The organism is Streptomyces sp. PKA51 (genome assembly GCF_057552455.1).
Genome location: NZ_BAAJPZ010000011.1, coordinates 82573 through 96122, shown reverse-complemented (window position 1 = coordinate 96122; position 13550 = coordinate 82573). Strand labels below are relative to the sequence as shown.

The window sequence follows — 13550 nt, the reverse complement described above, 5'->3', positions numbered from 1 at the left end:
TGTTCGGAGGGGGCACCCCCACTCCCGGCAAGGCCCATGGCGTTCCCCTCTTGCGGAGTCGGCGGCGGGGCAAGCACATTGGCATCCGCAGAAGAGCGGAAGGAGCCGGCTGATGGACGCACCGGTTGCGGCCATGGGACCCTCCGCGTGGCAGGGCGCGACGCTCGCGGAACGGGACTGGCTGGTTCCGGCGCATCCTCCGCTGCCGGAAGACACCACGGGTGATGTGCCCCCGGGCCGGGGCGGTGGCGATCCGGCGGCCCGGGCCACGCAGTGCCTGCACTACGGTCCCGGGCTGGCGGTGGTACGCGGCCTCGACCTGGACACGTTGACCGACGAGGAGTGCGTCGAGGCGTGCCGGCGCTTCATGGCGTCGCTGGGCGACGTCCGCCCTGTGAACCGCAACCGCCCCGGCGACAGCCTGCTGACGGCCGCGGCCCCCGCCCCTGCGCCTCCGGCCCGCGTGCACCCCACCGAGGAAGACCTCGCCCTGCACACCGACCGGGCGACGTTTCCCGGACCGCCACGGCTGCTGGGCATGCTCTGCATCCGCCCGGCGCGCCACGGCGGTGAGTCGGTGCTGGTGAGCGGCCACGCCGTCCACAACGTCCTGCTCAGGGCCCGGCCGGATGTCCTGCCCGACCTCTACCGCGACTTCCACTTCGGCCGCGGGCCGGACTTCGAGCACATCTACCCCGTCTTCCGGCGCAGCGCCGGCCGCCTGTACATGCAGTACAACCGGTACTGGATCAACCGCGGCCAGCAGGAGCACGGAAGCCCGTTGTCCACCGCCCAGGTCGCCGCGCTGGACGCCTTCGACGAGGTCCTGGCGGATCCGCGCATGGCCCTGCGCGTGCGGCTTCGCCGCGGTGACCTCCTGCTGGTGGACAACATGACCGTCCTGCACGGCAGGACGGCGTTCGCCGACCCGCCCCCACCGCACGCCGGCCGCTGCCTCGCGCGGGTGTGGGCCGACTGAACCGTTGCACGCTTGCCGCTACGAGCCGCTCGGCCCCTGATAGCCCTCGAAGCCCCTGGCCCCCGGGACGGGCTCGGGCGCGCCCTCCGGCGGCAGCAAGTGGCCGAGGCCCTCCGCGGTACGGGCGGCCAGGTCCGCCGCGCGCGGCAGCATGACTTCCTCGTACGCCCGGACCGCCGCGTCGAGGTGCGGGTGGGCGACGAGCGCCAGGGCGAGCTCTGCGCCGTCGAGGAGGGCGAGGTTGGCGCCGACGCCCAGCGGCGGCATCAGGTGGGCGGCGTCGCCGACCAGCGTCAGCCCGGGCACGTGGTCCCAGGCCGGGGGCACGGGCAGGGCGTACAGGGGCCGGTTGACGAATTCCCTGTCGCCGGCCCGCAGCAGGTACAGCAGGCTGTCGTGCCAGCCGTCGTACTTGGCCAGCAGGTGGGCGCGTACGGCGGCGGTGTCGGCGAAGTCGAGGCCCGCGGCGACGTACCAGTCCTCCGGCGCACGGAACATGGCGACGGCGTCGAGGTAGCCCCCGCTGTTGCGCTGGGCCGACAGTGCCTTGCTGCCGGAACGGGCCGACATGGTGCCGTCGCCGACCAGGTGGGCGAACGCCGGGTGACGGGTGTCGGAGTCCTCGAATCCGGTTCCGACGAAGGTGACGCCGGTGTAGCGGGGCATGGCGTCGGTCAGCGCCGGGCGGACGCGCGACCAGGCGCCGTCGGCGCCGACGACCAGGTCGAAGTCCTGCGCCGTGCCGTCCTGGAGCAGCAGCCGGTGCGTACCGTCGCCGAGCGGGACGACACGGCTGACCGGGCACCCCCAGCGGACGGTGCCGGGGGCGAGGGAGTCGAGCAGCAGCCCGCGCAGCTGCCCGCGGTCGATCTCCGGCCGGCCGGCCTCGCCGTCGGCGGGCTTGTCGACCACCAGGACCTCGGCCGTGAACGGGTCGATCTGGCGCCACACCTCCCCCTCGGGCCGGGCCAGCTCGTGGAACTTCTCCAGCAGTCCGGCTTCGCGCAGTGCCTGCTGGCCGGTGGTGGTGTGGATGTCGAGCGTGCCGCCCTGCGTCCGCGCGGAAGCGGACGCCTCGCGCTCGAAGACGGTGACGGACCAGCCGTGCACCTGCAGGATGCGGGCGCATATCAGCCCGCCGGGGCCGGCTCCGACGACGGCGATGCGGGCGGAATGGGCGTTCACCAAAGGCTCCTTCGACGGTGGAGGGGGGTGGGGAGTGCGTGCCGGATGCGGCACTTCCACGAAAGCACACCCACTACGTAAGTGCAACGACTTAACTTTTTGCCTCGCTCAACTTGCGGCGTCGTTCGCGGGGTATGGTGGGCCGGTGAACGCACCGACCGGACGCCGCGAGCGCAAGAAGGCCCAGACCCGCAAGGCCCTGGCCGACGCCGCCCTGGAGCTCTTCCTCGACCGCGGCTACGACCAGGTCGGCGTGAAGGAGGTGGCGGACGCCGCCGACGTGTCGGTGACCACGCTGTTCAAGCACTTCCCCTGCAAGGAGGCCCTGGTCTTCGACCTGGACCAGGACATCGAGGCGGCCCTCGTCGCCGCCGTACGCGATCGCGCACCCGGCGTCTCCGTCCCCCAGGCCCTGCGCGAGCACCTGGTGACGGCCGTGGGCCCGCACAGCCTGATCCCCCAGCCGCCGGGCGGGCACTCGGGAGGACCGCAGCTGGCGGAGTTCGCCCGCATGGTGGAGGAGACCCCGGCCCTGCGCGAGTACGCCCACCGGATGTGGATCCGCCACGAAACGGCCCTGGCCCGCGCCATCGCCGAGGAGACGGGCGCTCCCGAGGACGACGCCGCCTGCGCCGCCCTGGCCCGCTTCGCCCTGGAGGCCCCCCTCGTCGCCCACCGCCACCCCGACCCGCAGCGCGCCGCGGACGAGATCTTCGCCCTCCTGGAGCGGGGCTGGGCCGCACGCAGCGGCCGCTAGGGCCTGTCCGGCCGATCTTCGTCGCGGGGCCACCACGGCGCCCCGTAAGGGGCGCGGGGAACTGCGCGACAAGCCACGACGCGCCCGCAGACGCAGTGCTCTGCTTCGCCCGGGCCCCGGTGGCGCGTCGACTGCGGGCCGTCGGCGGCCGATCGCGCAGTTCCCCGCGCCCCTTACGGGGCGCCTGGTCCGGCTAGTCCTGCGTGCGCTGGGTGACGGGGGCGTCCGTGTGGTCGCCGAGGAACTCGTACCAGCGGCGCTGCAGGCACACGTACCGCGTGTCCGCCTCGACCAGGCTCAGGAACGCCCGCACCGTGTCCGTCAGACGCTGCTGACCCGAGGGGTCGGCGAGCAGGCCGTCGTCGGTGAAGCCCTGGTGGGAGCGGGCCAGGCTGAACATGTCGGGGTAGACGCGGGTCCCCAGGTGTTCCAGCGGGATGCGCAGCGTCCACAGGCCGCGGTTGCCGCCGACGAGTGAGGGCGAGGCGGACAGCAGCAGCGCCTGCTTGTCCTTGAACGGCTGGGGCCGGAAGCGGGAGACCCAGTCGATGGCGTTCTTCAGCACGCCGGGTACCGAGGCGTTGTACTCCGGCGAGGAGATCACCATCGCGTCGCAGCGCGCGATCCGGTCGTGCAGGGCCCGGGCGCCCGCCGGCAGGCCCTCGGTCTCCTCCGCGTCACCGTCGTACAGCGGCATGTCGAACTCGCGCATCGTCGCGAGATCGACGTCGGCGCCGGCCTCGGTGAACAGCCGGGCCGCCAGGGAGGCCAGGCGGGCGTTCAGCGACCCGGCCCGCAGCGCGGCCCCGAAGACCAGGATCCGCAGCGGACCGGGGTGGGCATCGGTGGCCATGAGTACGTCCTCCCGGCGATCCGCCTCGGCAGCGCGCCGGCACGACGCCGTACGCTCCTCCAGCATCGCGCGGACGACGGCCACCGGACGAGCGGACGTCGGCCGACCGGGTCACGGTCGGCCGCGTGACGACGCGGGGGCGTACGTACGCTCCGTCAGGCCGTCAGGCCGTCAGGCACCGGCCGGGCGGACCGGCTCGCGCCGCATCGCCCACAGCACCGGCCCGCCGCCGGGCAGCTGCACCTCTTCGCGCACGACGAAGCCGAAGTGCTCGTAGACGGGGAGGTTGTCGGGCTTGGAGGACTCCAGGTGGACGGGCAGGCCCGCCGCGTCGGCCTTGGCCAGGCCCGAGCGCAGCAGCGCGGACCCGTGGCCCTGGCCCCGGGCGTCCGGGTCGGCGCCGATCACGGCCAGGTACCAGTGCGGCTCCTGCGGCGCGTGCGCGGCCGCCGCCTGGACGGCGTCGCGGAACACCGGGGCCCGGTCGCCCAGGATCTCCTGCAGCTCCCGGATCGTCCCCGCATCCGGAACGGCCTTCTCCTGCCCCTCCGGCGCCACCCAGAACGCGGCCGCGGCGTCGGTGCGCTCGCACACACCGTGGAGGGCGTACTGCCGGGTGAAGAGAGTGGTGAAGTAGCGACCCAACTGCACCTGGCGGGAGGCGTCGTCGGGGAAGAACCAGCGCATCATCGGGTCGTCGTCAAAAGCACGGGCCAGCGCGCGGCTGATCGGTCGGACGTCGTCGAGCGTCGCCATCTGCGGCGTGTTCTTCATGGGCACATGGGTCATTCTGCACCTGCATGATCGACAACGTTCCTGCGGGGTCGTGCAGTCGGATTCCCGAAGAAACCACGGGAGAAAGACGACCTCTTCAGACGAGGAAGGGGTCCCAATCCCCGGTGGGCCCTGTGTACTCGGCAGCACTGCTCGCAGCCCACCAGACATTTCCGAGGAGCACGAGAGCGCTGTACACGGCCATGGCGTCGACGCATTCGCAGTCCCCGGCCTGTTTCCTCACGTACGCATGCTGTGCTCGTGCGGCCCGTTCCGCCCAGGAAGCCCGGTCGTACCCGTTGCATGTCCCGCAGGTGGCGAAGTGGTCGAGGCATGCGCCGACTTGCCGGTCGTACCAGGCGCGGTTCGAGCAGCGGGCGCGTACCGAGAATCGGTCGACCGGCATGACGTCCGGCGCGGGCTCGGCGCCACCCTCCTGCAAGAGGGGGTTGAACGCATTCAGTACGTGGTCCTGGTAGGGGTCGACGACTGGCTGCTCGACCACCCTCAGGTTGTCGAGAATCTCGACGCTTCGGTAGCGGCAGCAGTGTATTTGCCACAGCAGGAGTCGGCCGGCCGCCAAGAGAGGCCACATCGACTGCCTGTCCACCGCCCATGCCAGCACATCGGTGCAGAAGCGTCCGAGCAAGTCGGCGCTCTCCGTGCCGTTGTGCGCCGCGACGATGGTGAAGAAGTTGTTCGCCTCGGTGCCGCGCACGTCGCAGCGGCGGTCGAGCGCGTCGTGCACGCTGAACATCATCATGGTCACGGCTTCGATGTGCTCGCCGGTCACGATGCCGTTGTGCGTTCCCTCCAGCAGGTTGAGGAGGGTGATGGTGCGGGCTCCGCTGTTGAGCATCCGGTAGCGCAACGCCTGTGCCTCGTCCCCGTCGACCCGGAGCTCGGTGGCCTTCGGGTGCAGCACATCGAGGTACACGGCCTGGGTCGCCAGGACGAAGCTGTCCATGACCTGGCACAGCGCGGAATCCGGATGCTCGGTCAGGCAGTGGTGGATGTACTGCGCCGTCGCCCGGGAGAGCTCGCCGAGGGACTCGTTCACGTCGGACGCGAAGTGGTAGTACTCGGCGAACGTCGCGTACATGGATTGCGCCGCCAGACCGTTGATGCACTTCCGGCACGTGACGCCGCCGTCGAACATGCACCACAAATAGCCGTAGCAGACCTCGGTGAACGCCAGCATCGCCGGCGTCCTGTCGACCGAGATCGCAGTGCTTGCTATGTCGTACAGTGTGTCGTTGCGGGCGACGAATCCCAGTCGCTGCGGGCAGGTGCGGGGAAGGGGAGTTTCCGCGGGGAGGGAAATGGTCGTGGCTTCGTCGCGGGTGTTCTCGCCGATGAGGACGGCCTTCCAGCGGCCGTCGTACCTACCGATCGGGCATTGCCGACTTCCGCCGTAGAGGACGTCGAACAGGCCGGTGTCCACCAGCACCCGAAGGCCCTCCACGGTGAGCTCCGGCAGGCCCGGCGGAACCGGGCCTGCCTCGCCGGGCCCTCCGCAGGCGGCGCAGTGCAGCACATCGGGCAGAGCCTCCGGGCGGATGCGCCGGGGCAGGAGACAGCCGCATGTCCCGCATTCCGCTCGTACGAGGACGGTGGAGCCGTCGTATTCCACCGGGCGTGATGCCCAATGCCGCCGGAGATCCGCGATCGCCCTCATGCTGGCGGCCAGCCCGCCGTCGGCGGCGATCCCGTATGCGTCGGATGTCTCGTACAGCGGGCCGAACAGGCCGCGCTCCGCTGGCTCACCAGGGGATCGGCCGGGGGGCCGCTGTCCGACCCGGATGCGGACGACAACGCGGTCGGGGGCGCTGCGGGCCACAAAGTCCGCAATCGCCCTCCCCACGTCCGGCGCATGCTCCTCGCAGAGAGCCGAAACGTCCGTCCTGCTCCCGGAAACATAGAAGTCGGAGCCTTCGGAGGCATCCTTTGACTGCGCGACGACGTCGAGCAGGGTCACGCCGCGAAGCTCGTTGACCGCGATCAACCGGATTCGGTCGAACCGGGGTAGGGGACCGTCGGCACGACGGTTGTGTACGGCTGTCACGCAACCTGCCTCCTTCGGCGGCCGGACAGCGGCCGGTCGCCGATTGCAAGACTGTCGACTCCTTGAAGCTGCCCGCCCGCCGAACGGTCACGCCGCCCTCCCCGGTGCGCGTTCACCCTGCGAGGGTCGGGCGCGGCGGCGGCGTGGTCGCGTGGAGGGAGGCCGCTCCCCGAGCCGCGTCCCCGCGACCGTCGGCCCCGCGACCGTCGACAGGAGTCGTCATGTCCCTGCGCTGGACCCGCGTTGCGGCGGCGGGTTGCGCGGCGGTCGCCACCGCCCGTGCCCCGGCCTGGGCCGGCGCGGCGACGGGGACCACTCCGCGCCTGCTGCCCGCTCCGCAGCCGAAGGTCGGCAAGGCGCAGGCGGATCTGTGCCCGACGGCTGCCGCCGCCAAGGCGCTGGCGGACCAGGGGTGGCGCTCGGCGCCCGGAGCCCGGCGGTCATGGCCCACGTCGACATCCGTACTGCGTGCGCCTGCCGATGACGCGGGGCTCGTTCGCGCTGGACCTCAGCGCGGGGTCCGTACCGGCCGACGGCAGCGTCACCTTCACCAAGTCCACGGGACGGGTCCTGACCGGCGGAGGCTTGGCCCCGGGGGTTCGGTCGGTGGGGCCGCGGCAACGTCTAGGACGCGGGGGTCATGGCGCGGCGGGTGGTGATGTCGCGGTGGGCGTACGTCGCCAGGGCCAGGGCGACCACCGTGCCGTACGCCCACACGGAGTCGTTGGTCCAGCGGCCCGCGTCGATGCCCAGGACGAGGAACCAGGTGTTGGCGGCATTCAGCAGCGCTGTCACGTATCCGGTCGTGCGCAGCAGGGACCCGGCGCGGGGTGTGAGCGCCGAGGCGCATCCCAGGAGGGCCATCATGAGGGTGAGGGAGACGTAGCGGAAGCCCGAGCCCGCGTAGGTGAGCCATGCCGGGTCGGGGAAAGCGATCAGCGTGGCCACGAGCAGGACCGCCGGCAGCCCGAACCGCTTTGCGGCCTCTTTCCTCCGGGCGGTCGAGGTCCGGCCCGTCTCCGGGGTGGTGGCCGGAACGGTGGGGGTGAGCACCGGGGGCGCGGATTCGGGCGGGAGGTCCAGCCGGCGCAGGGCCCGGCCCAGGGCACCGGCGTCCGGGTAGCGCCCGGCGGGCTCCTTGCACAGCAGGGTGAGGACGAGGTCGTCCCACGCCGCAGGGATCCCCGCGGCCACCGAACCGGGCGTCGGCGGTTCCTCGGTCAGGTGCGCCGTGAGGAAGCCGACCGTGTCCGGGGCCTGGAACGGCAGGCGTCCCGTGAGCAGTTCGAAGATCAGGCAGCCGACCGCGTAGAGGTCACTGCTCGGCTCGGGGCGACCACGCGCCTGCTCGGGGGCCATGTACGGGGGCGTTCCGACGATGAACCCGGTCCGTGTCAGGCGGTCACCGGTGGCGGAGGGGTCGGCGGCCCGCGCGACGCCGAAGTCGAGGACCTTGACGCTGCCGGACGGGGTGATGAGCACGTTCGACGGCTTGATGTCCCGGTGCATGATTCCGGCGTCGTGCGCCGCGGCCAGCGCGTCGCATATCTGGGCGCTCCACCGCGCAACGAGTGCCGGTGCGACCGCGCCGCGACGCAGCACCGCGTCGAGGCCCTCGCCCTGGACCAGTTCCATGACCAGGAACGGGACCCTGTTCTCTCCCTGGCCGGACTCGCCGAGGTCGTGGACCGTCACGATGCCGGGGTGCCGGAGCCCGGCGGTGATGCGTGCCTCGCGCAGGAACCTTGCACGTGCCTGGTCTCCGCGGGTCCCGCCTCCGGCGAGCAGGGAGACCACTTTGACGGCAACGGGCCGGGCCAGGGCTTCGTCGCGCGCCTCCCACACCTGCCCCATACCGCCCTCGCCGAGCAGGCGCCCCAGCCGGTATCGACCACCGAGAAGCTGACCCTCCATCACCGCGTTCTCCGTCCGCCACGCCCTGCCCGTCCGTCCACCGCGATCCGGTGCAGGCAGGATCATGACGCGGATGGCACGACCAGCACACCCCCCTCCCTCGGCTATGTGACGACGGGGCCCAGGGGCGGCATGCCCTGTCAGCGGCTTCGGCCGGCGTCGAGGCGGGCGTTGAGGCTGGCGTTGAGGCGGGCGGCCTGGCGGGTGAGGTGGGCGCGCTCGGCGAGGTTGGGGGCCTTGTGGGCCGCCTCGGCGTACAGCCGTGCCGCCGTCGCCGGGTCGCCGTCGCGTTCGTGGAAGTACGCCGCCACCGCGGTGTGGCGGGGCAGGGAGGCGTCCAGTTCGGCGAGTGCCGCCAGGCCGGCGCGTGGTCCGTCGGCCTCGCCGACGGCCACGGCGCGGTTGAGGCGGACGACGGGGTTGTCGGTCAGGCGCGTGAGCTCGTCGTACCACTCGACGATCTGCGCCCAGTCGGTCTCGGCGGCCGTGGGCGCGTCGGCGTGGAGGGCCGCGATGGCGGCCTGGGCCTGGAACTCACCCAGCCGGTCGCGGGCGAGGGCCGCCTGGAGGATCGTGATGCCCTCGGCGATCAGGTGCGTGTCCCACCGGCTGCGGTCCTGCTCGGCGAGCGGCACCAGGCTGCTGCCGTCGGGCGCGGTCCGGGCGGCCCGGCGGGCGTGGTGGAGCAGCATGAGGGCGAGCAGCCCGGCCACCTCCGGGTGGTCGCTGCGGGCCGCGAGCTGCCGGGTGAGGCGGATGGCCTCGGCGGCGAGGTCGACGTCGCCGGAGTAGCCCTCGTTGAAGACCAGGTAGAGGACGCGCAGCACGGTGGCGACGTCGCCGGGCCGGTCGAACCGCACGCCGGCCACGGTGCGCTTGGCCCGGCTGATGCGCTGGGCCATGGTCGCCTCGGGTACCAGGTAGGCCTCGGCGATCTGGCGGGTGGTCAGCCCGCCGACGGCGCGGAGCGTGAGCGCGACCGCCGATGCGGGGGTCAGGGACGGGTGGGCGCACAGGAAGTAGAGCTGGAGCGTGTCGTCCACCGCGGGTGCGGGCCCGGGCGCCGGCTCCTCGTCGGCGAGGTCCTCGCGCCGGCGGCGGGCGGCGTCCGAGCGGGCCGCGTCGAGGAACTTGCGCCAGGCGACGGTGACCAGCCAGCCCTTCGCGTCCCGCGGCGGGTCGGCGGGCCAGACGCGCAGCGCCTCGACGAGCGCGTCCTGCACGGCGTCCTCGGCCGCCGCGAAGTCGGCTCCGCGGCGGACGAGGACGGTGAGCACGCTCGGCGTGAGGCTCCTGAGCAGGGCCTCGTTCATCGGTGAGGGCACTCCGTGGTGCCGGGCTCCGCGGTCAGGAACGGGCGTACCTCCAGCCACTCGTGGATCGGCTTGCCGCCCGCCCCGGGGGCGGCCGACAGTTCCCCGGCCAGCTGGACGGCGCGCTCGTGGCTGTCGACGTCGATGATCATCCAGCCGGCGATGAGGTCCTTGGTCTCGGCGAACGGTCCGTCGGTGACCGGCGGGCGCCCCTCACCGTCGTAGCGGACCCACTCCCCCTCGGGGGCGAGCGCCTGACCGCTGACGAACTCGCCGGTCTTCTCAAGGCGGGCCGCGAAGTCGTTCATGTACTGCACGTGCGCGGAGATCTCCTCCGGCGTCCACTGGTCCATCGGTACGTTGTTCACCGGGTCAGGGGCGCCGCGGTAGTGCTTGAGCAGCAAGTACTTGGCCATGATGGTTCTCCTCGGTGCTGGTGCGCCCCATTGTGGTCGCGTTCACCCCGGGGACGGAGCCGGCCACGGGTTCTCGACATCGCTGTCCAAGATTTTTTTGAGCCGCTCGGCTACGGTCCGGCCGTGCCTGCCGGGTTTGCGGAGGGGCAGGCGACGGCCCAGGCCGCCTCGATCATCCGGAAGATCTCGTCCACCGCGGCTTGCGGATCGGCCTCTTCACGGGCCAGCGCATAGGCGTCGATGACGAATCTCGCGATCGTCCGGCAGGCCGTCGCGGTCAGGGGCAGGACGGGATCGGCGGCGAGGGCCGCTGCCAGCGACTCGGCGTGGCGCAGCCTGATCGACTCCTCGTACTGCCGCAGGGCGGGTGATGCGTCGATCATGCGCCGGACGGGGGCGGCGCTTTCCGCCGTGCAGTGGCGTACCAGGGCCTGGACCTCGCGGCGCAGGGCGGCGAGGAGCGGCTCGTGGGGCGCCCGGTCGGTGACGGCCCGGGTGAGGCGTTGCTCGAAGTCGTGGTCCTGCTCGAACACCAGGGCCTCTTTCGAGGCGAAGTGGGAGAAGACCGTGGTGACGGCCACGTCGGCCTCGGCCGCCACGTCGCGGATGCCCACCGCGTCGTACCCGCGCTCCAGGAAGAGCCGCAGGGCGGTGTCGGCGATCTTCTGGCGGGTTGCCGCCTTCTTGCGTTCGCGGCGTCCGGTCGGCGCAGTCATGCCCTCACGCTACCAAGCACTTAACAACAACTGTTCCAAAACACTAACCGTTAGGGTTATGGTCGGCGCATGAAGAAGGTGAGCTTCGCCGCGTTCGGCGGCCCTGATGTTCTGCAGCTTGTGGACGCCGAGGAGCCCCACGCGGGTCCCGGCCGGATACGCGTCGCCGTGCGGGCGGCAGGCGTGAACCCCGTCGACTGGAGGATCCGTGAAGGCCAGGTCCTCGGGGCCCACCCCGTCCGGTTGCCCTCCGGAGTCGGGCTGGACGCCGCCGGTGTGGTGGACCAGGTCGGCGAAGGCGTCGAAGGGGTCGAGGTCGGCGACCGCGTGTTCGGCGAAGGCACAAGTACGTATGCCGAGTTCGCCGTGCTGTCGGCCTGGGCCCGTATGCCCGAGGGCCTGACATTCGAAGAGGCGGCCGGGTACCCCTCCGTGGTGGAGACCGCGCTGCGCATCCTCCGCGAGGTCGGTGTGCAGCCCGGACAGACGCTGCTGGTCAGCGGCGCGTCCGGGGGCGTCGGCTCGGCGGTGCTGCAGATCGCCCGCGACCGCGGCATCACGGTGATCGGCACGGCCGGGGCCGCGAACCAGGACTATCTGCGCGGCCTGGGCGCTCTCGCCACGACGTACGGCGAGGGCTGGGTCGAGCGGGTACGGCGGCTCGGCCGGGTCGACGCGGCCCTGGACCTGGCCGGCTCGGGCGTGATCCGCGAGCTCGTCGAGCTCACCGGAGACCCGCAGAAGGTGATCTCGATCGCCGACCTCGGCGCCCCTCAGCTCGGAGTCCGGTTCTCCGGCGTGGCCGGCAGCGTGCCGGACGCGCTCGCCGAGGCCGTCGACCTCATCTCGCGGGGGAAGCTCCACATCCCGGTCGAGAAGTCCTACCCGCTGGCCGAGGCCGCGGCGGCGCACATCGACAGCCGCGCCGGTCACACGCGCGGGCGGCGGGTCCTGATCATCTGAAAGGTCGTCCTCAGGCCGGGGCGCGGCTCGAGCGGCCCGCCCCTGACCAGCCGTCCCAGAACACGGTGAAGAGGCAGAGCATGCACGCGGTTGACAGTGGGTGCGGGCACCGGCCTCCGCCGTTCCGTGGCCAGCTTCAGCTGGACCGAGCGGGGCGCGACCGCCGCCCACATCAGCGTGTACGCGTTCCAGGTGAGGCCGGAGCACGTCGGGGCGGCCTCGTCGGACGGGCCGGACGTGAGGTTCGCCGCGGGCAATGTGAAGGCAGGCGTAACCGGTGCCGGTCCGGTTGCATCGGCCTTCACTCCCGCCGGCAGTACCCGTGGGATGAAATGAAGACCTGGCCTGACGGCAGGCTCGGAGGCGCTACTGTGCCGGTGCGCCCAGTAGTGGTCGCGGAGTTGTGCCAACGGACGGGCCACGCCGGCCGGCGCGGTCGCACGAGGAGGAGCCCTGTGTCGTCGCCCTGTGACCCCGAGAACGCACCCGCCGGCGATGTGGGCACCGCGCTCATGATGGTCGACTCCCGGCTCAAGGCCATCTATGACGGCAAGACGGAGACCGATCCCGAACAGCAGGACATGATCGACCGGTTCGCCGCCTCCCTGGGGCCCGGAGGGGCCAACGACGTGCTGGACGGCACGTGCACGCTCATCTTCATGTACATGCAGTGGCTGCGGATGGCCTACGAGGCCCAGGACGAGGACGTCATCGACTTCGTGGTGCCCAACCTGGTGGGCTCGATGCGTCTGATGCCCAAGAGCGTCAAGCCCGAGGTCATCCCCACCATGGCCGGCCTGCTCGTCGCCGCCGGCACCGGGCTGAGCCCCAACTTGTGGCGCAGGCAGTACGGGTTCTGGACCAAGGACGAGCTGACTCCGCTGGAAGCCACCGCCTTCCTGCTCGCGGAGCACATCAACCGCATCACCGACGACCGCAACTTCGCCACCCGCATGATCACCCAGGCCCTGGCCGCTTCGGACGAGGACGAGGACAGGCGGAACGAGGACAGGCGGAACAAGGACGACGACTGACGGCTGAGAGCTCCGTCCGTGCCGCAGCCCGGTGCAGATGCTCCTCGGCTGCTCCTCGGCTGCTCCTCAGCGCGTCGCACCGCCGGGAAGCCGCCGGGACACCAGCGCGAAGACCGTGCCGATCGCGGCGAAGAAGAACCCGATCCCGCCCACGATCAGCGGCGGCAGCCACAGGGAGGCGAATCCCTTGATGCGCGCGTCCTCGGGGGAATCCGCGCGGTAGAGCACCTCCACCCGCTCGCCCACCGCGTACGACGGCGGGTTGGTACCCGTGGAGTCCCGGAACTTCCTTCGCACGCCGTCCTTCGAGGTGAACTCGATCACGGGGTACGCCGCAGGCTCGTCGTCCGCCCGTGTCCCGCGGGATCCGCCGCCGTGGCCGTGCTCCCAGTCCAGGGCCACCACCGTGCCCGGGGTCCGCTCCGCGTCGTTCAGGTAGGAGACCGACACGCCCGCAAGGACCAGGCCGATGACCAGGAGCAGCCCGCCGATGGTGAACATCCCGATGGTGACCCACCGGATGACGGCCCGCGTCTGCGCCGGGTTCTGCGTCCGCCGCTGTATGTCGATCACGTCCATGT

13 protein-coding genes are annotated in these 13550 nt (G+C 71.8%); 4 read left to right on the top strand and 9 right to left on the bottom strand.

What is annotated here, in order from left to right; all coding sequences use genetic code 11:
- Nucleotides 1–112: 112 nt before the first annotated feature.
- On the top strand, nucleotides 113–979 hold the full coding sequence (locus tag AC27L3_RS18180; protein ID WP_487235081.1) for a TauD/TfdA family dioxygenase: 867 nt from the start codon (nucleotides 113–115) through the stop codon (nucleotides 977–979).
- An 18-nt stretch (nucleotides 980–997) separates the two neighbouring features.
- On the opposite strand, the gene AC27L3_RS18175 is transcribed toward AC27L3_RS18180, so the two are convergent.
- A complete protein-coding gene (locus tag AC27L3_RS18175; RefSeq protein ID WP_487235080.1) occupies nucleotides 998–2164 on the bottom strand; it encodes an FAD-dependent oxidoreductase in 1167 nt (388 codons plus the stop codon).
- A 145-nt stretch (nucleotides 2165–2309) separates the two neighbouring features.
- Here AC27L3_RS18175 and AC27L3_RS18170 point away from each other — a divergent pair, with 145 nt between their 5' ends.
- Complete coding sequence (locus tag AC27L3_RS18170) at nucleotides 2310–2921, top strand: TetR/AcrR family transcriptional regulator (protein WP_487235079.1); 612 nt, start codon at nucleotides 2310–2312, stop codon at nucleotides 2919–2921.
- A gap of 193 nt (nucleotides 2922–3114) precedes the next feature.
- On the opposite strand, the gene AC27L3_RS18165 is transcribed toward AC27L3_RS18170, so the two are convergent.
- The 7 genes from AC27L3_RS18165 to AC27L3_RS18135 form a co-directional block, all read right to left on the bottom strand.
- Entirely contained in the window at nucleotides 3115–3774 is a 660-nt protein-coding gene (locus AC27L3_RS18165) for an NADPH-dependent FMN reductase (protein WP_487235078.1), read from the bottom strand.
- Between the two features lie 171 nt (nucleotides 3775–3945).
- Nucleotides 3946–4563: a GNAT family N-acetyltransferase gene (locus AC27L3_RS18160; RefSeq protein WP_487235077.1), complete on the bottom strand. Its 618-nt coding sequence runs from the start codon at nucleotides 4561–4563 to the stop codon at nucleotides 3946–3948.
- Between the two features lie 82 nt (nucleotides 4564–4645).
- Entirely contained in the window at nucleotides 4646–6613 is a 1968-nt protein-coding gene (locus AC27L3_RS18155) for a hypothetical protein (RefSeq protein WP_487235076.1), read from the bottom strand.
- Nucleotides 6614–7237: 624 nt separating this feature from the next.
- Complete coding sequence (locus AC27L3_RS18150) at nucleotides 7238–8527, bottom strand: serine/threonine-protein kinase (protein WP_487235075.1); 1290 nt, start codon at nucleotides 8525–8527, stop codon at nucleotides 7238–7240.
- A 140-nt stretch (nucleotides 8528–8667) separates the two neighbouring features.
- Complete coding sequence (locus tag AC27L3_RS18145; RefSeq protein WP_487235074.1) at nucleotides 8668–9840, bottom strand: RNA polymerase sigma factor; 1173 nt, start codon at nucleotides 9838–9840, stop codon at nucleotides 8668–8670.
- Nucleotides 9837–10256: a YciI family protein gene (locus AC27L3_RS18140; RefSeq protein WP_487235073.1), complete on the bottom strand. Its 420-nt coding sequence runs from the start codon at nucleotides 10254–10256 to the stop codon at nucleotides 9837–9839. Before AC27L3_RS18140 ends, AC27L3_RS18145 begins: the two co-directional genes overlap by 4 nt.
- A 110-nt stretch (nucleotides 10257–10366) precedes the next feature.
- Entirely contained in the window at nucleotides 10367–10972 is a 606-nt protein-coding gene (locus tag AC27L3_RS18135; protein ID WP_487235072.1) for a TetR/AcrR family transcriptional regulator, read from the bottom strand.
- A 69-nt stretch (nucleotides 10973–11041) separates the two neighbouring features.
- Here AC27L3_RS18135 and AC27L3_RS18130 point away from each other — a divergent pair, with 69 nt between their 5' ends.
- Nucleotides 11042–11935 (top strand): NADP-dependent oxidoreductase, encoded by an 894-nt coding sequence (locus tag AC27L3_RS18130; protein WP_487235071.1) that lies wholly within the window; start codon nucleotides 11042–11044, stop codon nucleotides 11933–11935.
- Between the two features lie 455 nt (nucleotides 11936–12390).
- Nucleotides 12391–12969 carry a hypothetical protein gene (locus AC27L3_RS18125; RefSeq protein ID WP_487235070.1) on the top strand — a complete coding sequence of 193 codons (579 nt, stop codon included), beginning with the start codon at nucleotides 12391–12393 and terminating at the stop codon, nucleotides 12967–12969.
- A 66-nt stretch (nucleotides 12970–13035) separates the two neighbouring features.
- On the opposite strand, the gene AC27L3_RS18120 is transcribed toward AC27L3_RS18125, so the two are convergent.
- Nucleotides 13036–13548: a DUF3592 domain-containing protein gene (locus AC27L3_RS18120; protein WP_487235069.1), complete on the bottom strand. Its 513-nt coding sequence runs from the start codon at nucleotides 13546–13548 to the stop codon at nucleotides 13036–13038.
- Nucleotides 13549–13550 lie beyond the last annotated feature (2 nt).